18 protein-coding genes are annotated in these 24,189 nt (G+C 49.1%); 2 read left to right on the top strand and 16 right to left on the bottom strand.

The features are described 5' to 3' along the window. Nucleotides 1-190: 190 nt before the first annotated feature. Nucleotides 191-1,819, bottom strand: a complete 1,629-nt coding sequence (locus tag IT233_07340) for an acyl-CoA carboxylase subunit beta (GenBank protein MCC7302437.1) — start codon at nucleotides 1,817-1,819, stop codon at nucleotides 191-193. 228 nt (nucleotides 1,820-2,047) lie between these two features. On the opposite strand from IT233_07340, the gene IT233_07335 reads away from it, so the two are divergent. Further along, nucleotides 2,048-2,335 carry a hypothetical protein gene (locus IT233_07335; GenBank protein ID MCC7302436.1) on the top strand — a complete coding sequence of 96 codons (288 nt, stop codon included), beginning with the start codon at nucleotides 2,048-2,050 and terminating at the stop codon, nucleotides 2,333-2,335. Nucleotides 2,336-2,340: 5 nt separating this feature from the next. On the opposite strand, the gene IT233_07330 is transcribed toward IT233_07335, so the two are convergent. Continuing rightward, nucleotides 2,341-2,808 (bottom strand): RidA family protein, encoded by a 468-nt coding sequence (locus tag IT233_07330; protein ID MCC7302435.1) that lies wholly within the window; start codon nucleotides 2,806-2,808, stop codon nucleotides 2,341-2,343. Beyond that, the gene (locus IT233_07325) at nucleotides 2,805-4,112 is read right to left on the bottom strand and encodes an aminotransferase class V-fold PLP-dependent enzyme (protein MCC7302434.1); all 1,308 of its coding nucleotides are present in this window, start codon (nucleotides 4,110-4,112) and stop codon (nucleotides 2,805-2,807) included. Before IT233_07325 ends, IT233_07330 begins: the two co-directional genes overlap by 4 nt. 174 nt (nucleotides 4,113-4,286) lie before the next feature. On the opposite strand from IT233_07325, the gene IT233_07320 reads away from it, so the two are divergent. After that, complete coding sequence (locus tag IT233_07320) at nucleotides 4,287-5,162, top strand: T9SS type A sorting domain-containing protein (protein ID MCC7302433.1); 876 nt, start codon at nucleotides 4,287-4,289, stop codon at nucleotides 5,160-5,162. Here the strand turns inward: IT233_07320 and IT233_07315 are convergent. From IT233_07315 to IT233_07255, 13 genes are all read right to left on the bottom strand, one after another. Beyond that, complete coding sequence (locus IT233_07315) at nucleotides 5,137-5,757, bottom strand: WbqC family protein (GenBank protein ID MCC7302432.1); 621 nt, start codon at nucleotides 5,755-5,757, stop codon at nucleotides 5,137-5,139. The genes IT233_07320 and IT233_07315 overlap by 26 nt on opposite strands. 34 nt (nucleotides 5,758-5,791) lie before the next feature. Beyond that, the gene (lepB, locus tag IT233_07310; GenBank protein ID MCC7302431.1) at nucleotides 5,792-6,715 is read right to left on the bottom strand and encodes a signal peptidase I; all 924 of its coding nucleotides are present in this window, start codon (nucleotides 6,713-6,715) and stop codon (nucleotides 5,792-5,794) included. A 1-nt stretch (nucleotide 6,716) separates the two neighbouring features. Then, nucleotides 6,717-8,504 carry a hypothetical protein gene (locus IT233_07305; protein MCC7302430.1) on the bottom strand — a complete coding sequence of 596 codons (1,788 nt, stop codon included), beginning with the start codon at nucleotides 8,502-8,504 and terminating at the stop codon, nucleotides 6,717-6,719. A gap of 57 nt (nucleotides 8,505-8,561) precedes the next feature. Further along, nucleotides 8,562-9,278: a 4-hydroxy-tetrahydrodipicolinate reductase gene (dapB, locus tag IT233_07300; protein ID MCC7302429.1), complete on the bottom strand. Its 717-nt coding sequence runs from the start codon at nucleotides 9,276-9,278 to the stop codon at nucleotides 8,562-8,564. Nucleotides 9,279-9,288: 10 nt separating this feature from the next. Then, nucleotides 9,289-9,810, bottom strand: coding sequence for a hypothetical protein (locus IT233_07295; protein ID MCC7302428.1), 522 nt, complete (start codon nucleotides 9,808-9,810; stop codon nucleotides 9,289-9,291). A 1-nt stretch (nucleotide 9,811) separates the two neighbouring features. Continuing rightward, a complete protein-coding gene (locus tag IT233_07290; GenBank protein ID MCC7302427.1) occupies nucleotides 9,812-10,711 on the bottom strand; it encodes a ParB/RepB/Spo0J family partition protein in 900 nt (299 codons plus the stop codon). Continuing rightward, nucleotides 10,711-11,532: a ParA family protein gene (locus IT233_07285; GenBank protein MCC7302426.1), complete on the bottom strand. Its 822-nt coding sequence runs from the start codon at nucleotides 11,530-11,532 to the stop codon at nucleotides 10,711-10,713. Before IT233_07285 ends, IT233_07290 begins: the two co-directional genes overlap by 1 nt. A 9-nt stretch (nucleotides 11,533-11,541) precedes the next feature. Next, a complete protein-coding gene (locus IT233_07280; GenBank protein ID MCC7302425.1) occupies nucleotides 11,542-12,225 on the bottom strand; it encodes a metal-dependent hydrolase in 684 nt (227 codons plus the stop codon). Between the two features lie 141 nt (nucleotides 12,226-12,366). Beyond that, nucleotides 12,367-13,461 (bottom strand): PorP/SprF family type IX secretion system membrane protein, encoded by a 1,095-nt coding sequence (locus tag IT233_07275; protein ID MCC7302424.1) that lies wholly within the window; start codon nucleotides 13,459-13,461, stop codon nucleotides 12,367-12,369. Nucleotides 13,462-13,479: 18 nt separating this feature from the next. Beyond that, nucleotides 13,480-15,870 (bottom strand): gliding motility-associated C-terminal domain-containing protein, encoded by a 2,391-nt coding sequence (locus IT233_07270; protein ID MCC7302423.1) that lies wholly within the window; start codon nucleotides 15,868-15,870, stop codon nucleotides 13,480-13,482. Nucleotides 15,871-15,874: 4 nt separating this feature from the next. Next, complete coding sequence (locus IT233_07265) at nucleotides 15,875-18,097, bottom strand: gliding motility-associated C-terminal domain-containing protein (protein ID MCC7302422.1); 2,223 nt, start codon at nucleotides 18,095-18,097, stop codon at nucleotides 15,875-15,877. A 19-nt stretch (nucleotides 18,098-18,116) separates the two neighbouring features. Continuing rightward, nucleotides 18,117-21,581 (bottom strand): gliding motility-associated C-terminal domain-containing protein, encoded by a 3,465-nt coding sequence (locus tag IT233_07260; protein MCC7302421.1) that lies wholly within the window; start codon nucleotides 21,579-21,581, stop codon nucleotides 18,117-18,119. Nucleotides 21,582-21,811: 230 nt separating this feature from the next. Next, nucleotides 21,812-24,187, bottom strand: a complete 2,376-nt coding sequence (locus IT233_07255; protein ID MCC7302420.1) for a 3-hydroxyacyl-CoA dehydrogenase/enoyl-CoA hydratase family protein — start codon at nucleotides 24,185-24,187, stop codon at nucleotides 21,812-21,814. Between the last annotated feature and the right edge of the window lie 2 nt (nucleotides 24,188-24,189).

Here is a 24,189-nt window from a genome sequence, read left to right as displayed (position 1 = left end):
TTCCTGGGAAATAGTGTCGAGGTGAATAGCACCCGTACAGAGGTTGTTTTGAGCGTTTAGGGAGCCGGTAAAAATGGTGAGAAGGATAACGAAGTATCGCATACGGATAAAAGTTGCGTGAGGGGCGCCACAGGTTAATATTAAAGCAACAGTGAACTAAGCTACAAAAAAATATTTATAAGTGGTATACTCAGGTTTGTATCACTCCCACATTATACTTCTTCCGGATCCTTTTGTGATTAGCCATTTCAATTCCCATGCTGATCCATTTCCTGGTATCCAGCGGGTGAATGATAGCGTCTACCCACAAACGGGCTGCCGCATAGTACGGGCTTGTTTGGGTGTTGTACCGGTCGGTGATGGTTTGCAATAGTTTTTTCTCTTCTTCCGGAGAAACTTCTTTCCCCTGAGCTTTCATCGCGCTCACCTGGATCTGTAAAAGTGTTTTGGCGGCCTGTGCACCTCCCATCACCGCCAGACTGCAGGTGGGCCAGGCCACAATCAACCTCGGATCATAGGCTTTTCCGCACATGGCATAATTGCCTGCGCCGAAAGAATTACCAATGATTACTGTAAATTTCGGCACCACGGAGTTACTCATGGCATTCACCATTTTAGCGCCGTCTTTTATGATCCCTCCGTGCTCTGATTTACTTCCCACCATAAATCCGGTAACATCCTGAAGAAATACCAGCGGAATTTTTTTCTGATTGCAGTTCATAATGAAACGGGCGGCTTTATCTGCAGAGTCTGAATAAATCACTCCGCCAAACTGCATTTCACCTTTCTTTGTCTTTACTACTTTGCGCTGGTTAGCTACAATGCCCACACTCCAGCCATCTATACGCGCAAGTCCGCATAAAATACTTTTTCCATACTCTTCCTTGTATTCTTCAAATTCAGATTTATCCGTCAGCCGCCGTATCACCTCTCTCATATCATACTGTTTGTCGCGTGCATCCGGAATAATACCGAGGATTTCTTTTGGATCCTTCGCCGGCGCTTCGGACTTCACCCGGTTAAATCCTGCATTTTCCAGTTCGCCGATCTTACTCATGATATTTCGGATACGCGTCAGCGCGTCCTTGTCGTCGCTGCACTTGTAATCCGTAACACCTGAAATCTCGCAGTGCGTGGTAGCGCCCCCCAGGGTTTCGTTGTCAATATTTTCTCCCACCGCCGCTTTTACCAGGTAAGATCCGGCGAGAAAGATGCTCCCCGTTTTGTCAACGATCATTGCCTCGTCGCTCATAATCGGGAGATAAGCGCCACCGGCCACGCAGGAGCCCATGATAGCAGCGATCTGGAGGATTCCTGAAGAAGACATAATGGCATTGTTGCGGAAAATTCTTCCGAAATGTTCTTTATCCGGGAAGATTTCATCCTGCATCGGAAGATACACCCCGGCGCTGTCTACCAGGTATATTATGGGAAGCCTGTTCTCCAGTGAGATCTCCTGTGCCCTCAGACTCTTTTTACCTGTTATAGGGAACCAGGCACCCGCCTTTACCGTTGCATCGTTGGCCGCCACGATGCACTGTTTTCCAGAGACATATCCAATCATCACTACTACGCCTCCGGACGGACAACCGCCGTGATCTTTGTACATTTCATCACCTGCGAACGCGCCGATTTCAATTCTGGGCGTGTCCGGGTCAAGCAGAAAATCAATCCGTTCTCTGGCGGTCATTTTTCCCTGCTCATGCATTTTCTGTATCCTGCCCTTTCCGCCACCCTCATATACTTTGTCCAGCTTCTTGTTGAGGCCGGAAATGAGCATCTTCATTTGATCTTCGTTCTTGTTGAATTCCAGGTCCATCGGAGGTGGTATAGATTTGATAATGAGCTTCAAATATAGCTTAAAAAGCTATGTAAGCTCCGCTGTGCGAATGGGAATAAAGGAAAAATTCTGATATCTGCAAAGCATTGCCGACAATATTTTTTTCACCCTTATCTTTTGGTTAAAATCCGCGTACTGCTATCTCAAAAAGCATATTTTTGCACGCCAGAAAGGATTTTTAAACAACACAGATAATAGCTTTTTTAAATGGCTTATAAGTTGAATTCATACCGCCTGATTCCGAAGAAGCAGTCTCCGGAGAAAATTCATTCCTACGCTGACCTTCGAAAAATGAACGAGGAACTGGAGAAACAGGCGGAGACACATAAAGGAAAGATCGCGAAGTATAAAGAGGAGATTGAAGACCTTCTGAAGCAAAAGAAGGAGTTGAACGAGAAGTTAAAACTTACGCGCTATGAGGTGGATGACCTGAAGGAGGAGAATGTTGCATTGCGCAGGGAGAACAAAAAACTTCGCGACGCCGCGAAGGAGTAAGATCATCACCGGATAGCGATTACTGAAATTTCAACGTGTGCACCTGCAGGCAGTCCTGAAACCTGCACGGTTTCCCGTGCCGGCGGGTTCGACGAAAAAAATTTCGCGTAGGTGGCATTCATTGCCTTGAAGTCCTGAAGATCGGTCATAAATACGGTGCATTTCACTACATTCTTCATTTCCAGCTTCACGGAGGAGAGCACTGCCCGGATATTAGTCAGCACCCGTTCGGTCTCACGCCCGATATCTGCGGTATCCATCTTTCCTGTTTTTGGATCCATTGCAATCTGCCCGGAAACAAAAACAGCATTTCCTCTGCTTACAGCCTGGCTGTAAGGACCTATGGGTTTCGGAGCATCAGCAGAGAAGATAATCCCGGGATCGGGATCAGAGGCATCTTTTTTAAAAAAATTCAGATAGACCAGCAGTGCCACTGCCGCAAGGGCTGTGATCCAGAATAAAGTGTTCTTCATTTTTTACCCGGGGAAGGGGTTTTCGAAATGTACTCAAGTCCTTCGATGAGTTTGTCGAGGTCGCCAAGACTGGTGTACAGGTGCGGCGTAACGCGGAGGCCGTTCAGCTTCTCATGTTTTATGGCTACCGTATGAATTTTATGCCGTTCAAAAAGTGTTTGCTCCATATCCACAGCGTCCCATCCTTCTACAGATACATTGGCAATGGCACATGACCATCCCGGCTGAAGTGACGTGTTCATTCTGACCTTTGGAAATTTTATCACTTTTTGTGTCCAGTAGTCTTTCAGGTACCGCAGTCTTTCTTCCTTCCGCTTTCCACCAATGGTCTCATGGAATTCTATTGCGCTCAGAATGGCCATTTCGCTCGCGAAGCTCCGCGTGCCCAGCGACTCAAATTTCCGGATATCATTGCTGTCCGGTTTGTCGTTCGAAAGCAATGCCCATACATTCTGGATCTTGTTTTTTTTGATCCACATCAGCCCGCTGCCGAATGGCGCGCAGAGCCATTTGTGCAGGGAGGTGGCGTAGTAATCACAACCGAGTTCCGGAATTTTATGTTCGATGTGCGCAAAGGTGTGCGCGCCGTCCACAATTACTTCTGCTCCGATGGAGTGGGCATGCTCTGCAATGGCCTTTACTGGCATCATTTGACCACACCAGTTGATCATGTGCGTTATGTGTACCACTTTTGTTTTTGGCGTCATGGCGCGTACGTAAGCAGCATGGGCTGCCTTGTCAAACTCAAACGGCAATTCAAGATCAACCCATACCAGTTTTATTCCGTCACGCTTTTCTCTCTGGCGCCAGGCATTCATCATGTTGGGATAGTCGTATTTGCACAGTACAACTTCGTCACCCGGTTTAAGATTCAGTCCGAAAATGATCGAGTTCAGACCTTCCGTGCTGTTCCGGTTGATGGCCACTTCTTCCGGATCACATCCTCCCAGTTCGGCCAGCTTCTTCCGCAGCGGCTCTCTGCTTTTGTCCAGCATGCGCCACATATAGTACGAAGGACCTTCGTTACAGTACTGGTAATTTCTTATATGTGCTTCCTGTACCGGCCGGGGCTGCGGACTTACTCCTCCGTTATTCAGATTTATTATTTCCTTCGAAACGGTGAACGAATTACGTACAAGTTCCCAGAAGGCTTCATCCGAGGCAGCCGCTTGCGGTGATAAAGATATTATCCGGTTCAGCTGAGGCGCCATTTTTCCGGCGAAGGATTCGTTCAGCCATCCGGTGGCCGCAAAGGCTCCCGCCCCTGCGAGTACTTTCTTTACAAACTCTCTGCGGTCGCTCATGAATCTTTCCTTTTTTCAAACCTCCGCTATTTTCGGCTATAAAGCAAATACCCCGGGGCCGGGACCCCAAAAACAGCCCTTGGTCGATGCTTTTGAACCAATGGGCTAAACTTCTCTCAGCCCCTGAACCTTAGATGGTTACATGCGTATAACGAAGCAAAGGGGACCACCCGGATGAAGCGGTTCTTACTATCCGTACTTCTGTTGGCGCTTTCTCCGCTTTTCTGCTCTGCGCAGCAGACAGTGGTTGCATTGCCTGATTCAACTTATACGCATCCCCCGGCATCCTGTACGATCTGTGCGGGCGCCATGTGGACGGACGAAAACAAGGTGCAGCTGTTCGATAATCAATATGCGGAAACTGAATTAATGCCTTTCCTGTTTTGTTTTCAAAGTATGTGTTATCGCTCGCGGTATATGGCCGCTAACCGCTTTGAGTTTTCAATTCCTGCCAATGCTTCAATCACGGGCATCGAAGTGCGGCTCTCCGGTTTCGCTTCTCATTCGCTCGCGGTATACGATTCTACGATTCGTCTGACCAAGAATTACGCTATGGTGGGAGCAAATACGCCCGATAGTGCAGCCTGGGATTTGCAGGATGAAAACCGGGTTTATGGCGTTGGACTCGGTTTGTGGGGAGAGACCTGGACACCCGCTGAAATTAATGATCCCGGTTTTGGAGTCTTTTTCAAAGTGTTCAATCGCAGTGATTCAATGCCGCTGTTCAAACTGGATGTGGTTTCTGTTTCCGTTCACTACACCACACCGCAGGGAACTTCAGTGCAGACTTCCACTCCGAAAACATTTATTTCTGTGTTTTATTCTTCTGTTTCACAGCTCGCCGTTACCTTCGAGCCGGCATTGCCCGGGGAGGATTATACCTTTGAGTTGCTAAACATCTCGGGGACCGTTCTTCACCGGGAGCCCTTGCCGGACCTCAGTTTCTTTGATGCGCGTGTGCACACGCTCGGCTTTTCTCCGGGTGTTTATTTTGTACGTTTTCTTTCCGGTGAGAAACAATTTGTCAGACGGCTGGTACTGGCACCGTGACATTTTTAAGGACTTCGCCCGTATTTTTTCCTTCGTAAAAGAAAAGGTCAAGCACGCTGGTCAAGCGGTCTGCCGGAATGGTTCTGCCGGATCCTTTCCAGTAATCAGGAATAGTGATAGCAGCAGCAGGAATCTTCTTTGAATCCCACCAGCTGCGCAGATCACCGTCCGGCACCTGTTTTTCGTAAGAGGCAGAAACGGAATATTCTGCGTCCGATCTTAGCCACCGGAAAAGCATTTGCAGCAGCGCAGCGTTCATGTCTATCAGGTATTCGTCGCGCCGTTTGAAAAAACCGTCGAGGTCATCTTCATAGAATTCAAACCAGGGAGTGCGGCGGTAGAAAGCCTGCAGTGTACGCAGGTGAATTCTCTGCCACGGCTGAGAATGGTCGAGCCGGATTTCACCGGTCGGGGTCTTATCTTTCCTTCCGCGCAGGGGAACCACAAGCATCTGCTTTTCCCGCCCCGACAGCATGCATCGGTTCCGGATGGTTTGTTTCGGGAAGTGCTCCATGGATTCGATCCGGAATGATCCGGAATCAAAGGCATATTTCATCCAGGTGATGGGAGGGAAGTAGGACGTGGGAAGCAGCATTGCCGGGTTACGTCTGTGGGAATAGCAGCTAAAATTAATGAATCAGACGGAACCTCCGCTGGTCTCTTGTACTCCCGTTTACGGGGTCAACGGACCAGAGAATAAGACCTGTGGTTCCGCGAATATGGTCAGACGGTACAAAGCCCCAGGCCCGTGAATCACTGGAGGCATGGCGGTTGTCTCCCATCATAAAGTAATAATCGTTTTCAAAAGTATATGTTCCGCACTCCGTTTCTCCGATGAAGTACTTTCCGTTCTTCGCAGAGATGTCCTTTTTCTCAAAGAACTGAATGATTGCCTTGTAGAGCAAATAATTCTTTTCGTTCATCGCAACCTCCATCCCTTTGACCGGAACGATTATGGGGCCGAAGTGATCCAGGTTCCAGTTCAGAGAAGAGGAGAAAGGGAAAATATTCTTATCGAACCAGCCCTTTTCATCCAGGGTGACTTCCACGGAGAGCACCCCTGGCAGAAGCCGGATGCTGTCGGCAAGTCCGGCGTGGAGAAACACCGAGAAGGCGTTGCTGCCCGGTACGAAACCCGATGGTGGAATAAGGAGAGTTTTCTGCAAGGAGTCTGTCGTTTTCTGATCCGAAGTCATAATGTGATACTGGAACAGCAGCTCAGGGATCAGCGGCTCTACATTGTTCACTTTTAAGACACCGGCACTGATGAGCACCGTATCCCCGGGTAGTCCCACACAGCGTTTGATATAACTGTCGATCCCGCCGTACGAGGAATCCTGAAGAGGAGGTTCAAAAACCGTGATATCGTAACGATCCGGCGTATTTAAGAACCATTTGTTTACGAGCACGTAATCCCCTTCCCAGAGTGTGCCGCGCATGGAGGTGCTTCGGATAAAATAGATATCAAATACCAATAGCCGGAGAGCAATGTAGAGTAGGATAGCTCCCGTGGCGGCAGCGAACAGGTTTTTACGTAAGCGGGAGGCCTGCACCTTATTTTTTACGTGCGGAAGGATTTTTGGTTCCTTCTTTTTTCTTTTTCCAGCGGCTGTATCCGTACCAGAGAGCAAATAGAATAGTGGCAGGGAGCAGGAAAGAGGCGGAAAGGCCGTCGCGGCTCACAAAAGTGAACATGCGGTGGTAGCGGAATTTCCCGTCCTTCCGGAAAATATTACCGGCTTTCAGGGTACCGCTGTACGGATTGTAATTCGGGTCTTTCATAGAAAGCCAAATGAACACCGGTGTTCCTACAACATGATCTTCCGGAACCACACCCCAGGATCGGGAGTCGGCGGAGTTATGGCGGTTATCTCCCATCAGCCAGTAATGATCCATTTTAAATGTGTATGAACCGGCTTCTTTATTATTGATATACACTTTTTCGTTTTCCACTTTCAGATCATTTTCTTCGTACACATCAATAATGCGGTCGTAGAGCACTATGTTTTTAGCATTGATTTCCACCGATGTTCCTTTTTTGGGCAACACAAACGGGCCAAAATTATCGTTGTTCCACGGGTAATCAGGGCTGTGAGGGAAAATGGAATAATCCCACTGTCCTTTTTCCTGGATGTCTGCCTGAATAAAGCTCAGGCTGGGATGCGATTTGAGCATCTCGAATTTTTCGCTGGTGGCGTGAATTCGGAAAAAGTATGCGCCGGTAGTATCGCGGACGATTTCCCCTCCCGGTATTGTTTTCCACCAGGGAGTATATCCGGTGATGTCCATTTCGTCAAGAATCTCCGCCCAATCATCGCCCCGTAATCCAATGGTATAGGAATACTGCATGTCGGGGGGCTGATAAGCAGGCTGGTCATTGATGAAAAGAACACGGTCTCTGACTTCTAATTTATCTCCCGGCAAACCAACACAACGCTTTACGTAGTTTTCTCTCTTATCCACCGGACGGGCAAGTTTTTCCCCAAAGGGTGAATTCTCTCCGGTGGACGGAAGATTAGACGGATTATTGACATATACCCATGCAGCAGGCATGAAATCAGCCATTGTTTTAACCGTGTCATTACTTTGCTTCCACATAAGGAAGGCTTCCTGCCGTACTACGTTGTAGTAACTGCGGTCCTGCATATAGCTCAGTGTGGTGTCTCCGTCAGGATAGTTGAAGACAACAATATCATTACGTTCTACGTTGCGCATTCCAGGAAGACGGTAATAGGGGAGCGAGAGCCATTCACTGTAGGATTTAATTCCCAGCAAGGGAACCGTATGATGCATGAACGGAAGTGCGAGGGGGGTGTTGGGAAGTTTCGGACCGTAGGTTACTTTACTCACGAACAGGAAATCTCCTACCATAAGCGATTTTTCCAAAGAGGGGGTGGGAATGGTAAAAGCCTCCAGGAGGAATGTTCGGATGATGGTGGCGGCAAGAACGGCAAAAGCAATGGCATCTGCCCATTCTCTGCCGGCAGACTTCATCTTTTTTTCTTTTTCAGAATACCCGGTGTATTTTACGGATGCGTCGTATCCCCACCACATAAATGCCGCGAAGGGAAAGAGCCATACCAATAAGTGTTCAGCAAATTTTCGTTTTCCGAAATGGTTGGCGAGATCGGCGCGGATAAGCAGAAATACGACCATATTCACCACAGGGATGAAGGTGACATACCACCACCACTTGGGGCGTTCTACCAGCCTGATCCAATGGTAGTAATTCAGCCAGGGAACCCATGCCTTCCAGGCTGGGAGGCCGGCCTTGGCGAAAAGTTTCGCCAACCCTGCATAGAGCAGCAGGGTGGTTAGAATAACAATCAGTAGCAGAAGCATGTATGGTTACAAAAACGTAAAGGTCGTGAAAGATTATGAGTATTCGGTTAAGGAATGTTAAAAGCCCAGCAGGTCAGCCATTCCGCGCACTCCTGTTTTACCTTTCATGTATTCAGCGGCCAGAATTGCTCCAATTGCAAATCCGCTCCGGTTATGTGCAGTATGCCGGATCTCTATATCATCTACTTCGGATTGCCAGCGGACAATGTGGGTTCCCGGTGTTTCACCTTCCCTTAGAGAAATAACGGAGAGCTGATCTTCCCGTTCGGTGTGGTTGTTGATCCATTTTTTCTTCCGTTCATAATTTTTCATGAGTCCTTCTGCGAGGGTAATGGCTGTACCGCTTGGAGCATCCTTCTTCTGAATGTGGTGTATCTCCGTCATGCTTGGTTCGTAACCTTTCTGCCCGTTCATGAGTCGGGCAAGGTGTTCGTTCATGCGGAAAAAAATATTCACGCCCAGACTGAAATTCGATGACCAGAATAACGCCTGCTTCTCTTTTTCACAACGGTTTTTCACATCCTGGAATCGCGCCATCCAGCCGGTTGTTCCTACGATGACGGGAATCTTCGCATCGAAGCATTTGAAGATATTTTCAACGGCAGTTTCCGGCGTAGAGAATTCAATAGCTACATCGGTTCCGCTGAGGTCTTTTCCGCAGATGCTGCCGGCATTTTCTTCATCTACTTTCACCGAAATACGATGGCCGCGCCGGAGAGCAACCTTCTCGATCTCTTTTCCCATTTTCCCGTAACCCATTATGGCGATATTCATATCAGAGAAATTAAAAAGTGAAACGAAGTCCGTATTGAGGCCGGGAATCAGGGCCTGGCCTGATGGTCCAGTTTACGGATAAATCATTGCTGACATTAAAGGTGCTGAGGTGTGCATCCACCCCGGCGTCAACAATATTCAGAACGTAAACAAGAGCCGTCAAAAAGATATTCATGTCGCGGTATCTTCTGTAGAAATCTACATTCTCCCGTAACTGATCGTCTGTAAATAAAGGGAAGTTGTCTGTTGTTGCAGAGTCGCCATCGGTTCTGAGCAGGTAGGCATCCCGGAACAAATCATATTCACGGTGCATATCAGCAGCGAACCAGGCAGGAATCGCCATGCCGGCATAAATCACGGGAACTTTCCAGTACTTGCGGTTGTAAACCTGCCCGGCACCCGGAAGCACTCCGCTGAGAATGCATGCCGTGCGGGGTGAGCGGGGTTTTTCCGTTTTCTTTATTCTGGTGCTGTCCTGGCAGTACAGAGAGCCGCCGAGGATCAGGAGACCAAGGAGTACTGCGCTGCGCATATTACCGGATACCCAAAAGATCCGTGATCCTGCGGTATTCTTCATCATTGTTGAAGGGGAGAATGATCTTTCCTTTTCCTTTTGGACTCCGTATGAGACCGGCGCGGCGGGAGAAGCGGGATCTCAGTTCGGAAAGAATATGCTGATCCTGTGCTGATGCAGATTTAGTCCGGGCGTTTTTTTTAACCTTTTTTACCACATATTTTCCGTCCATGAATTGCCGGGCCAGTTCTTCTACCTGTCTAACGGAAAGATGTTCACTGAGGGCCTGGCGAAAAATATCCAGTTGTCCGTTCTCATTTCCAACACCAAGAATTGCGCGGGCGTGCCCCATGGAGATTTTCCGGTCGCGTATCCCTGCCTGAACCTCATCCGGCAATTTGAGCAGGCGGAGATAATTCGTAACCGTAGTGCGGTCCTTTCCGATCCGCTCGCTGAGCTGTTCCTGAGTAAGGTGGCACTCGTCAATGAGCCGTTTGTATCCGAGTCCGACTTCTATGGCGTTGAGATTTTCCCGTTGTACATTTTCAATAATGGCCATTTCCAACATGGCCTGGTCATTGGCGATGCGGATATAGGCCGGAATGGAAGTGAGCCCTGCTGCCTGAGAGGCCCTGAACCGGCGTTCGCCGGAAATAAGCTGGTACCTGTCGTACCCCAGTTTGCGAACGGTTACCGGCTGAATGATTCCGTGTTCGCGTATGCTCCTGGCCAGATCTACCAGTGCCTGCCGTTCAAAATCCGTGCGGGGCTGGAAGGGATTAGCTTCGATCTGGTTTACGGGAATATTGGAAATGGCGCCGGCTATTTTCTGATCGCTCTCCAGATTAGATGTAATATCGGTGCCTGCATTCTCCAGCAGTGCGCCAAGGCCGCGACCGAGGGCTGATTTCTTTGTCATTAGTTCATTTTTACATTCTCCACATTGATCACCTTGTCGGAATCCTTCATGCGGGTTAATTCATTTTTCTGTAAAATTTCTCTTGCAAGATTAAGGTAGTTGATGGCACCCTTACTTGAAGCGTCGTGCATGATGATGGTTTCCCCGTAGCTGGGAGCTTCTCCGAGCTTTGTATTTCGCTGGATGATGGTATCAAACACCATTTGCTGAAAGTGGGTTTTTACTTCTTCCACCACCTGGTTGCTCAGGCGGAGACGGATATCATACATGGTCAGCAGGATGCCTTCAATGTTCAGATCAGGATTCAGTCGCTGCTGCACAATCTTGATGGTGTTGAGCAGTTTCCCGAGCCCCTCCAGCGCGAAATATTCACATTGAACGGGAATGATAACCGAATCGGCTGCGGAGAGTGCATTCACCGTGATCAGCCCCAGCGAAGGTGAACAGTCAATAATAATGAATTCATAATCATTCTTGATCTTTTCCAGCGCCTTTCGCATCATCTTCTCCCGGTTCGGCATATTGATCATTTCTATTTCTGCGCCTACGAGATCAATATGTGCAGGAAGAATATCCAGGTTAGGGGTAGATGTTTGCAGAATGATATCCTTCGGGTTTAATCCTTCGATGATGCATTCGTAAATGCTTGTCTTGACGTTTCGCGGATCGAATCCCACACCGCTGGTGGAATTCGCCTGGGGATCTGCATCCACTATGAGGGTCTTATGCTCCAGCACGGCAAGGCCGGCTGCTAGGTTGATGGAGGTGGTGGTTTTTCCTACTCCCCCTTTCTGATTCGCAATAGCAATGATCTTTCCCATTTCTTTTTTTTATTTCTCTATGGTTTCTCCTATTTCCGGCAAATGGAGTTTACAGCCGGCACGCTCAAATTTGCTCTGAGCCTCCTGATGGTTGATTTTTATATACCCGAACGTGTCAAAATGCATGGCAATGATATCCTTGCAGCGAATGAACTCTGTTGCAATGATGGCGTTGTCAATTCCCATGGTAAAATTATCCCCGACAGGAAGAAATGCGAAATCAATCTTCCGGTATTCTCCGATGAGTTTCATGTCGTACGAAAGCGCGGTATCACCGGAATAATAAAAGTTTTTCCCACCCGACTCAACGATAAACCCCATCGGATTACCTCCGTAAGTGCCGTCAGGCAAACCCGAGGAATGCACGGCATTCACACATTTAACCTTTCCGAAATCAAATAACCATTTTCCACCGGTATTCATGGGATGTGTCTTCTCCACCCCCTGCTTCCCCAGCCACACGCTGATTTCCCAGGAGCAAATGCAAGTGGCACTGGTGCGCAAGGCAATACTTACGGCATCGGCAATATGATCTTCATGCCCGTGAGACAGCAGGATGTAATCTGCAGGCACCCTGGATGCATCCAGCTTTCCCTTGGTGAGGGGGTTCCCGGAGATAAAGGGATCAAATAAAAGATGTTTGCCGGCCACCTCTACTCCAAAGCAGGAATGACCGTAATAAGTAATCCTCATAGGTACCCGTAATGAGTCTAAAATTACAGGAAATCAAGGGTTTAGGGGGGCTCTACTTAATAACAGGTTGTTAACAGGTTACTGCATCCCGTGCTGTTGAAACTGAGGAGTTTGAAAGGTTATCAAACGTACCGGCGGCGCTTAGAAGGAGGGCGCATTCTGGTAAATGAAGGGGGTAGCTCCGTTAAAGCGGAGAAACACCTCAAAGCCTCCCTTGTACTGGCTCGCGTAGTGGAGTTTTGACAAGTTCACATCATAGCTCATTCCGATAGCCACCGTACCGAACTCGATAAAGGCGCTGGGAATCAGAGCATCCCGGTTCCGGTAATGTGCTCCGAAGCCGGCATGTGTGGCTTTGATGTAGCCGGTGAACTTGGAATCGTCCTTAAAGTGATAGCGCAGCAGGCTTCCGAACAGAATCTCTTTCTGACGTCCCTGAAGCATGAATACAAAACTGGGATAAACCGAGATCGTAGAGTTCTTAATCCCGAAAAGACACTTCGTATGAATTACGTAACGCATACCCAGTTTTTCGCTGGAACCTCCGAGCCATCGTTGCGTCGGTTGGTTAATGTGAAAGGCAGAGATGCCGGCATCAAAACGCAATTCGTTATTGGCGCGGATGGCCTTTTCACCACGATCGTAAGCGTAGAGAATTCCCCCGCTGAAATCACCGTGTATGAAACTGCTGGAATTGAAATTTTCCCCGGGATCCACACCGGTATCATATCCTGTGCCTACAAACTGATCCGGCCAGATGAACTTTGAGAAATCTACTTTTTTCTGAATGATCCCTCCCTGAACGCCGGCTGCTACAAAAGTATAATCGTCGATCTGCACGCGGGTAGAGAGTGAAAAATTCGCGTGTATGGTACTTAGCGCACCGTCACCTGCGCGGTCGTTGTAAAATGCGAGGCCGGCCGCTACTTTCCGAAATGCTTTTTTATAAATCTGGGTAAGATTATTTCCCACCTTTTCCCAGGCATTGAGTTTGATTCTTGCTTCAAACGAGCCTCCGTAGGTTACATACGGCACCGTTACGCTTCTCCACTGATCTCTGTACAGCACAGCGGCCCGGTAGTTATAAGAAACACCGCAAAGCGCCGGATTCAGCGTCAGCGGCGCTTCGTTATAATGGGAAAAATGGATATCCTGTGCGTTCACGCCCGTAAAAAGCAAGCAGGCTGCCGATACCATGGCGGTTGTTAGTACAGGAATCATCTTCTTGGCTTTCATCACTCGTAAGTTTAATAATTACCGTATCAATGTTACGTTTCCTCGTTTCACAATGGGCTTATCACTGCCCACAAGGGTAGTGGATATATAATAGCTGAACACCTGCGGATCCAAAACTTTTCCGCGGTATGTTCCGTCCCATCCAGTATTCGGATTATTGGTTTCGAACACTTTTTCTCCCCAACGATCATACACAACAAGAATGAAATCCTTGAAACAAAGTCCCATCCCCTGTACAATGAAAATATCATTTTTGCCGTCTTTGTTCGGAGAAAACGCGTTCGGTGCACCGAAATCTTCATCAACCGGACAAGGATATTCAACAATAACATACGTACACTGCGAATCGGTGCATCCGTTCTGGTCGGTTACCGTTACGCAATACTGCGTGGTTACAGTTGGATTTGCCACGGGGCTCGGACAATCAGAACAGGAAAGATTATTGGTGGGCGACCAGGTGTAGGTGCCGCCTCCGGTGGAAATAATGGTGGTGTTATTGCCGGCCATAATTATTACCGTTGGGCTGATGGTAGCAACAGGACTGTTATCTACTACGGTAACAGTGGTGGTAAGCGTACAGCCGTTGGCATCCGTTACCAGCACAGTATAAACTCCGGCCGCCAGTCCGGTGGCAAGAGAATCAGTTTGGGAACTCGGGCTCCACAGGAAGGTAAATGGTCCGGGGCCATTGCTTGCGGCAATAGTGGCTTCTCCGTTGGCTTCATTGCAGGAAGCGTCGGTTGTGCCGGTAGTGAGAAGCATCAGCGGAGGCGAAGCAATAATTACTGTATCGGTTGCCGTGCACCCGTTGGCATCCGTCACGGTTACGGTATAGGTGCCTGCCGCCATTCCTGTGGCATTTTGCGCGGTTTGTCCTCCCGGATTCCAGGAATAGGTGTACGGACTCGTACCGCCGCTTCCGCCAGTTGTGGCCGTTCCGTCTGTATAACCGCCGCAGGTAACTCCGGTAAGTGAGTTGGCGGCATTGAGTAATTGCGTGGGCTGATTCACTGTTACCGTGGCGGTGACTGTACACCCGGCCGCATCCGTAATCGTTACAGTGTATACTCCTGCTGCAAGCGCGGATGCTGTTTGTCCTGTTTGCGCGGAAGGACTCCAGGAATAGGTAAACGGGGCAGTTCCTCCGCCCGGATTCGCTGTTGCCGTTCCGGTAGTGCCGCCGAAACAAAGTACATCGGTGAAACTGGTAGTGGCGGTCACAGGAGCCGATGGCAGAATAATGACGGTGTCCGTTCCGGTATTGCAGGATCCGTCCACAACATTCACAACGTATGAACCCGGACAAAGTCCTGTGGCAGTTTGTGTGGTTTGTGCAGGTATCGTATTCCAGGTATAGCTGTAAGGCGCCTGTCCTCCGCTGGGATTGGCGGTTGCTGTGCCTGTACAAGGATTACAATTGGAGGTAGTTACAGTAGGGGACACCGTGAGGGTACCGGTGGGCGTACAACAGGTGGTACATCCAACCGTTTGAAAATACAATCCGGCCACCATCCAGTTGAAACAGTCTCCGCTGGCCTGTATCTGAAAATTCGAAGTAGTTTGTCCGGCGGTGACATTGGTGGGCGCGGAAATATAGTTGTACCAGTCTTCTGTCATGCCAATGGTGAATGGGGCGCCTCCGTTGATCACAAATCCTGAATTGATCTGCTGATGATCCGCCGAGCAGATGAACCCGACTCCGTTTTGTGAATTGGCACAGGCATTGAACCCCGTGATATTGGTTGTTTCAAAGGTTCCGATGCCCACAAGGCATCCGTCCCAGATGTGTATTTCCCCCTGCCAGGTTTGAGACGCATCGGAATAAATGATCATCAGCGTGGCTCCGTCGGTATCATTTCCGCTTTGTGTGGTACTGGTTGGAAGACCACTGATAATGTAATTCCCGTTTCCGGCAATGATGCTGGTAACGTCCGCACGATAGGTGTACGTTCCTGTAAATCCCCAGCACTTATCCTGATCCTGTCCTACAATGGTCATAGGAAAATTCTGGTTCGCCGCGAGTGGGTTTGTAATGCTGGCTGTTATAGCAATTCCGTTTCCGGAAGTACCGGCCCATAGGTATGCGCGCTCAATTACAGCCGTTCCGGGTATACCGGCAATGGCGAAGGTGGCGGGCTGGGCAGCACCAACTGTATTCGGACAACAGGAAATCGTGTACCGCTGTCCCAGCTTTACACTGGACTGCACGAAATTCAATCCGCATTTTTGGAAATCGTATGTCGCGCCAAGCACTCCGTTCCCGTTCGTTGGAGTGGGATTTACAATTTTCGGGGCGGGTGACTGGCAGGTGCCGGGTTTTCCGTTGATATAATTGCAGGTACTCTGCGCCCACGAATTCAGAGGAAACAGACCTAAAACTGCGGAAAAGGCTAAGAACGTTCTAAACATAGGATTACCGCATCAAAGTTACATTGCCCCGCTTTTCAATAGCTGTACTCGTACCAACTAAAGTGGTGCTTATATAATAGACGTAAACTCCGGGATCTAGTGGCTTCCCTTTATAAGTTCCGTCCCAACCGGTATTCGGATTGGTGGTTTCAAACACTTTTTCACCCCAGCGGTCGTAGACTGTAAGTACAAAGTCCTTGAAACACAGTCCCATACCCTGAACAAGGAAAATGTCATTCTTCCCGTCCTTGTTTGGAGAGAAGGCATTGGGTGCCCCAAAATTTTCGTCAATGGGGCAGGGATATTCCACAATTACATAGGTACACTGCGAATCGGTACACCCGTTCTGGTCTGTTATGGTTACGCAATACTGGGTAGTAACAGTAGGATTTGCTGTGGGATTGGGGCAATCCGTACATGAAAGATTATTCGTTGGAGACCAGGAATAGACACCTCCACCAGTAGAAGTAAGTGCAGTATTATTACCGGCCATGATTACTATAGTTGGACTGATGGTAGCGGTCGGACTGTTGTCAATGACCGTGGCTGTTGCGGTTGAGGTGCAGCCGGTGGCATCGGTAACGGTAACTGTGTAGGTTCCTGCTCCCAGTCCTGTTCCTGTGGCAGCTGTTCCACCGCTGGGAGACCAGGAATAGGAGTACGGTGCATTTCCGTTGGTGGCAGTAACGGTTGCATTTCCATTTGATTCGTTACAGGAAGCATCCTGCACGGTAGTAGAAAGCAAAATTGCCGGCGGCTGTACTACCTGAATGGTATCCGTGGAAGTACATCCGTTGGCATCGGTTACAGTTACCGTATAGGTGCCGGCGCATAAACCGGTCGGGTTTGTGGTGGTCATATTTCCCGGCGACCAGGAGTAGGTGAGGTTTCCCGTTCCGCCGGATGCAGAGGTGGTGCCAATTCCGGTACATGAACCTGCACAGGGAACAGATGACCCGTTGCTGGTAGTAATCAATTGAGTCGGTTGAATAATTGTGACAGTGCTGGTACTTGTGCAGCCGTTGGCGTCTGTTACCGTAACCGTGTAGGTGTTTGGTCCCAGGTTACTGGCGGTGGATTGATTGCCTCCTGAAGGACTCCACGAATAGGTATATCCCGAAGTACCGCCGCTGGCCGTTACACTCGCCGTTCCGTTAGCCGCTCCAAAGCACGTGACATCTGTAAACGTTGCTGATGAAGTGAGTAGTGGTGGTTCCGTTATGGTGACTGAACTGGTTATCGAACACCCATTGGCATCTGTCATCGTCACGGTGTAGGTTCCCTGACATAATCCTGTCAGACTTTGCGTTGTAGAACTGTTGCTCCAACTGTAGCCAAGTGTTCCGGTACCACCGGATCCATTGGCGCTGGCAGTTCCAGTACACTGTCCGAAACAAAGAATGTTTGTGGAAGTGGCAGTGAGCGCAACAGGGGGAGGAGCAGTTACCGTAAAGGAGCCGGTAACGGTCTGAGAATTTGCGTCCGTAATTACGCAGGAGTAGGTACCGGCACAAAGACCGGTTACTGTTTGAGTTGTGTAGTTTCCTGGAGTCCAAAGGTAGGTGTAGGGAGGTGTACCGGAAGAGGGATTCGCCGTAACGGTTCCGTCACAGGTGTTTGCACACAGAGCGGCTGTGCCCGTAACGTTACCGTTCACCGGTGCAATACAGGAAATATTATCCAGAAGGCAATTGATATAACCGGTGCAGGGTGTGATATAATATGGTTCAAAGGCAATGTACGTCCAGTTACCGGTGGGGGTAAATGTTACGTTATATGTTTGCCAGTTGGGATGTGTGAACGGACCTGATTGCCATAGAAGTTCTGTTTGCGCACAGGCGGAATTACCACCCCAGATCTGCAGTGAACTGTAGCAATTGCCAGGACTGGCAGTATTATAAATCGGGGAATAGGCCAGGTCTACCGTAAATGAATAGGTAGTATTGGCCACCATAGCCGGAACGAGCAACTGGGTCATTCCCTCGCTGTAGCCGTTCACAGAATTTCCGGAATGAAGGAAACTCACATAACCGGTTCCGTTCGACGGAGGAAGGGTAATGCCCCATTGTCCGGGTTGAGTATCAGGTGATCCGTAACAAGCCTGCCATGGAGCCGGTACCACGTGTGGTGCAGACGGACCCTCAACAGACGGGTTCTGATAGCAAGTCTGTTGTGCGTGAGCTGCCGAGAATAAAAGAACTGCAGCGAATAGAACGATCTTTTTCATGATAGTGAATGTTTGGAGATTAGCGCATCAAGGTTACATTACCTTTTTTAATGAACTCTTCATTATTATTTAAAAACTTAGCACTGATGTAGTACACAAAAACCTGAGGATCCAGTGGCTTTCCTTTAAAGGTTCCGTCCCACCCGGTATTCACATTCTCCGTTTCCCACACTTTCTCACCCCAGCGGTCATAGATCACCATTTTGAATTCTACAAGGCAAAGTCCGAGACCCTGTAGTATAAAGATGTCGTTCTTGCCGTCTTTGTTCGGAGAAAAGGCATTGGGGACGGTGAAGTCTGCTGCGGTAGGACAAGGATATTCGACCACAACATATACACAGGCAGAATCCGAACAACCTGAGGCATCCGTTACGATTACGCAGTACTGAGTAGTCACGCTGGGTGTTGCTACCGGATTGGGGCAGGTGGTGCAGGATAACCCTGAGGCCGGACTCCACTGGTAATTTCCGCCGCCGGTGGCAGTCAGATTGGTTGAATTTCCGGCCATGATGATGGTGTTCCCGCTGGCAATGGCAGTAGGACCATTTAGAACGGGTACGTTGGCGGTGGCGGTCAGTGTACAGCCATTCGCATCAGTAATAGTTACGGTGTATGTTCCGGAAGCAAGTCCGGTTTCGGTGCTGCCGGTTCCGCCACTTGACCAGGAGTAGGTGTAAGGCCCTGTTCCACCGCCTGCGGTTACACTGGCGCTTCCGTCACTTGAATTGCAATTGGCAGGTACATTTGATGTGGTAGCAGTTACAGGTGGAGGTGCGGTAACAGTTACAGTAATAGTGGCTATACATCCGTTGGCATCCGTAACTGTAACAGTATAGGTTCCTGCAGCGAGCCCTGTTCCGGTGGCAGCTGTTCCTCCGCCGGGAGACCAAGCATAGGTATAGGGAGCGTTCCCCGTTGTAACGTTCACTGTTGCTGTTCCGTTTGAGGAATTAGAACAGGAAGGATTGGTTTGAGAGGCTATCGCTACCGTTGGACCACCGCCCAAACTCGTTACCGTAACAGTTGCTGTCATGGTACATCCGTTGGCATCGGTTACGGTTACGGTGTATGTTCCGGCAGATAGTCCGGTTTCCGTTGCCGCAGTTCCGCCACTAGACCAGGCATAAGTATAAGGTCCCGTTCCGCCGCTGGCAGTTACCGAGGCGCTTCCGTTATTGCTGCCACAGTTAGCCGGTGTGGTGGCAGTGGTATTGGCCAGAGCCGGAGGTGCAGTAATCGTGAATGTTTGTGTTACGGTACAGCCGGATGCGTCCGTGATGGTACAGGTGTAGGTTCCCGGACCAAGTCCCGTTGCGGTTGCGGTTGTTTGCCCGGAGGGATTCCATGCATAGGTGTAAGGCGACTGACCGCCGGTAACGGTTACAGTAGCGCTCCCATTGGTGCTGCTGGCGCATGCAAGATTATTTTGCTGCGTTGTTACGGTAAGACCACCGGAGTTGGTAACGGTTACAGTGGCTGTTTGAACAAGTGCAATGCAGGATGCATCCGTAACGGTAACTGTGTAGGTTCCGGAAGAAAGTCCTGTTGCTGTTGCCGTGGTTTGCCCTCCCGGATTCCACACGTAGGAATAGGGCCCGGATCCACCGGTAACAACAACAGTAGCGGTTCCCGAGTTGGATGAACAGGACGAGCCGGTGGATGTTACCGTCAGGTTCAGACTTTGGTTACAGGTGATGGGATTGGTAATTGTTTGCGCGAAGTTGTTTCCGGAAACGTGGATGAGGCTGCCGTTCAGGCGAACATCGTAAACAACAGCGGTTGCGGGAATGGTTTGCTGGAGGGTGAGATTCACATCGTACACACGGATATTATTCTGAACGCCGATAAAAATATTATCACAATTGTCAACGGCCATTCCTCCGCATGTTCTGGGAGTAGGTGCAATATTCACAGAGAGGATAAGCGCGCCGGTGGTTTTATCCCATTTTTTAAGATCGGCGCCGTCGCAGGTGTAAATAAAGTTCGGACTTACCGCAATTCCGTTGTGACCATTCGACTGAGAACCACCTCCGTTGATATAGGTCAGGTTCCCTCCTTCCTGATAAGTGTAGTTGGTTGCAACCATCCAGGTGGTGGGAGTAAGTGTATTGGCCGGCATTTTTAGCAACCGGTTATTCAGTGCCGGGTTGCCCCAGTTGGTGGTGTGCATATAGGCCTGGTTGGCATTATCCAGTGCCAGGTAACACATGTCATGGGCAATCTCATTCGTACTGCATACATTAAACGCTGCGAATCCGGAGGTGAGCGAAGTGTCGATCAGGCAGGCCTGGTTGGTTTGTGAAACTCCGCCTCCGGCGATCACCAGCTTGTCCGTACAGCCATTGTAAGCTATTCTCCACATTTCTTCCAGCATCACATTCCCGGGGAATACGATCACCAGTATTCCGTTGGTGTTGATCTTGATGATTTCTCCTCCGATTCCTGTGTTGATGGACTCTACCATGTAGGCACTTCCGCTTACAGGATCAACGCAGAAGTCACCGAAATAATAACTCCAGGTAGGGTTGAAGGCATTGCAGGTGAAAACCCATTGCTGAACGCCGGCGTTGTTGTATTTGATTACCTGCCAGGGGTAAGCACCGCCATAAACCCATTGATTTCCGTTCTGATCATAATCCACTTCATAAGCGCCCTGAAAACCGGTAAAAGCGGTGGGAGACGTCCAGGGGTCAATGATCAGTGTTCCGGCTGTGTTGTATTTTCCCAGCTTAAAAGTGATGGAATTTCCTGACAATACGTAAGAGGAACTCACGGGAGTGTTTCCCGACTGCATGAAGGAAACCGGTTGATGGTCCGTAATGTTTCCCACCCCGGCTGAACGGATCAGCAGGTTTCCATTCTCCAGTTCCAATTGATCAACTTCGCCGGAATATTCCAGGCGGATAACGGAAGGATCTGCGCCGGGATGAACAATGAAGGAATATTTTATTCCCCCCTGTTCGTGTACAGTGTATTCTATGTCAATGCCGGGATAAAGATTTTTGTAAATCACTTTTTTGAAGGCGCTGCACTTCAGCCCCTTGTTGTCATCGTCAGGATGCGAGTAAGTGTAATACCATGCAAGGGCTTGTTCGGGAGTGGCAATGCAATTGGGATTAGCTCCGGCGAAACGAACATGAACATAATGCGGAACGGCTTCCCATTTGGTTTGTCCCTTCAACCGCTTTCCGGTAGGAGTTCCTGAATAATCTTTTGAAACTTTTTCAAAATGCCGGTAGGTAATTCCGTTCTTGCTGAGGAAAATGTCTACTCCATCATTAGAAATTCCAAACTGCACCGGAACTTCAGGAAGCCCGTTCTGTCCCCGGAACTGATCCTTATTCTCAATAAAGGCAGATTGACGGAATGGTTTGGATACACTCCAGTTTCCGGATTTATTTTGTGCACGTACACCGGAAAAGACATAGAGCAGTGTGAGCGAAATCACCGCTCCTTTACGCAATGCCGTTATAACTTCGACCATGGGGCTTATGGTTCTAAAAATGATGAACGAATCAACCTTTAAATGTACGAAAATCTGCTGTTTTTAAATAATGATCTTCCTACTATCTGATTGACAATCAACGAGTCAAAAAGGATGCACCTTAATTCGAAGATTGATATAAATCACAGATTATCAGTCGGTTAAAAAACGCAGGTTTTTCAACAGGTCGGTGAATAACCCGGCTTTGACCGGGGATGAGGCTTTTTCGTCTAGTTCCGGAGCACCTTCCCTCCGGTCAGAATACTTTGGATTCGTTCAAGGGTTTTTCGTTCTCCGCAAAGAGAAAGGAAGGCTTCGCGTTCGAGGTCCAGGAGGTATTGTTCGCTCACTTTGGTTGGTGCCGAGAGATCGCCGCCGCAGAGTACCCAGGCCAGCTTTTGGGAAATTTTGACGTCGTGTTCTGAGATATAATGGCCGTGCAGCATGGAGTTGGCACCGAGATAGGCCAAACCCAGTCCTTGTTTTCCAAGCACCCGTATGTCTTTTCGAGGCTGGGGTTGTGTATAACCGGCATCCGCAAGCATTTTGCATTGCTTTTTTGCTTCAGTGAGTAAGCGCTGACGGGATACTACTACCAGATCATTTCCGTTGCGAAGGTATCCGAGGTCAAAAGCCTCGTAGGCAGAGGTTCCCACCCTGGCCTGTCCGATGGTGAGAAAGCGGTTCCGGAAGGCATTGAGTTCTACATCCCCATCGCGGATTTCATCTGAAAGACGCAGGGCGAACTCTTTGGTTCCCCCACCGCCGGGAATTAATCCTACGCCGAATTCCACGAGACCCATATAACATTCTGCATGCGCTACCACACGATCCGAATGCATACTCATTTCGCAGGCACCGCCAAGCGCGAGATTATGCGGAGCCACCACCACAGGAACGGAAGAGTAACGTATACGCATCATGGTATTCTGAAACATCCGGATGGCCAGATTCAGTTCGTCCCACTCCTGTTCCACGGCGAACATGAAGATCATTCCAACATTAGCGCCTGCCGAGAAATTTTGTCCTTCGTTGGATATGACCAGTCCGCTGAATTCTTTTTCAGCTTTTTCAATGGCGGTGTTGATGCCCTGGATGATCTCGCCGCCGATGGAATTCATCTTGGTATGAAATTCAAGGTTGAGTATTCCGTCGCCGGTATCGGTAAGGGTAACTCCGGCATTTTTCCATACCGTTTTTTCTCCGCGAAGGATGTCGAGGAAGAGGAAATCTTCCGTTCCGGGGATGGGTTGATATGTTTTTACCGAAGGGTCATAGAATTCTTTTCTTCCGTTGTGCAGGCGGTAGAAGGATGAATTTCCGCCGGCGAGCATTGAATCTATCCACGGGGCTACTTTCACGTTGTTGGCTTTCATCATCTCTACTGTTTCCTTCACGCCGAAAACATCCCAGCATTCAAATGGTCCCAGTTCCCAGCCAAAGCCCGATCGCATAGCATCATCGATCTTGTAAATCTCGTCGGCGATTTCGGGTATGCGATGTGATACATAGGAGAATAAACCGGCAAAACTGGGCCGGTAAAAATCGCCTGCTTTGTCTTTTCCGCTGATCAGAATCTTCATGCGCTGCCGCAGATCCTCTACGGGTTTTGCGGCTTCCAGTGTGGCAAATTTTACTTTCTGCCGGGCCCGGTAACCTCCTTTGGAAAGATCCAGTACCTGTATTTCATCTTTGGAGGCTCCTTTTGGTTTGTAGTAAAAACCTTTACCGGTTTTAGCACCCAGCATGTTATTCTCCGTCATTTTGCGAATGAAACCGGGAAGGGTGAACAAGGCGCGCGCCTCGTCGTCCGGAAGATTTTTTTCAAGGCCGTTCGCCACATGAACCAGGGTGTCCAGACCTACCACATCACACGTGCGGAAGGTGGCGGATTTGGGCCGGCCCAGCACCGGTCCGGTCAGTTTGTCTACTTCTTCAATGGTTAGACCCATTTGCTCCACCGTATGAAAGAGCGACATGATGCTGTATACTCCCACCCGGTTAGCAATAAAGGCCGGTGTGTCTTTGCAGAGTACAGTGGTTTTACCGAGGTGCAGTTCTCCATATTCCATCAGAAAGGAAATCACCTCTTTGTCGGTAAAAGAGGTGGGAATGATTTCGAGAAGGCGCAGATAGCGGGGAGGATTGAAAAAATGTGTTCCGCAGAAATTTTTCCTGAAGTCATCGCTACGGCCTTCGGTCATAAGCTGAATCGGGATGCCGGAGGTATTGGAGGTAACCAGGCTGCCCGGACGGCGATGGGCTTCTACTTTTTCAAATACTTGTTTTTTTATATCGAGCCGCTCTACCACCACCTCGATGATCCAGTCGCAATTGCTGATGCGTGCAAAATCATCTTCAAGGTTGCCCGTTTGAATTCGGCCGGCGAATGCATTCCGGTAAATCGGGGAGGGTGACATTTTGAGCGCGTTGGCCAGCGCTTCGTTTACTATTTTGTTTCTTGCAGATAGGTTATCCGGAGCAGATCCGGGTGCAGGAATGTCCAGAAGAAGGACTTCAACTCCCGTATTTGCAAAATGACATGCAATCTGGGAACCCATCACGCCGCTTCCCAGCACGGCTACTTTCCTGATATTTCGGGTCATCG

This window comes from Bacteroidia bacterium, from assembly GCA_020852255.1.
Classification (GTDB): Bacteria; Bacteroidota; Bacteroidia; order JADZBD01; family JADZBD01; genus JADZBD01.
This window is presented reverse-complemented; position numbering and strand designations above follow the sequence as displayed.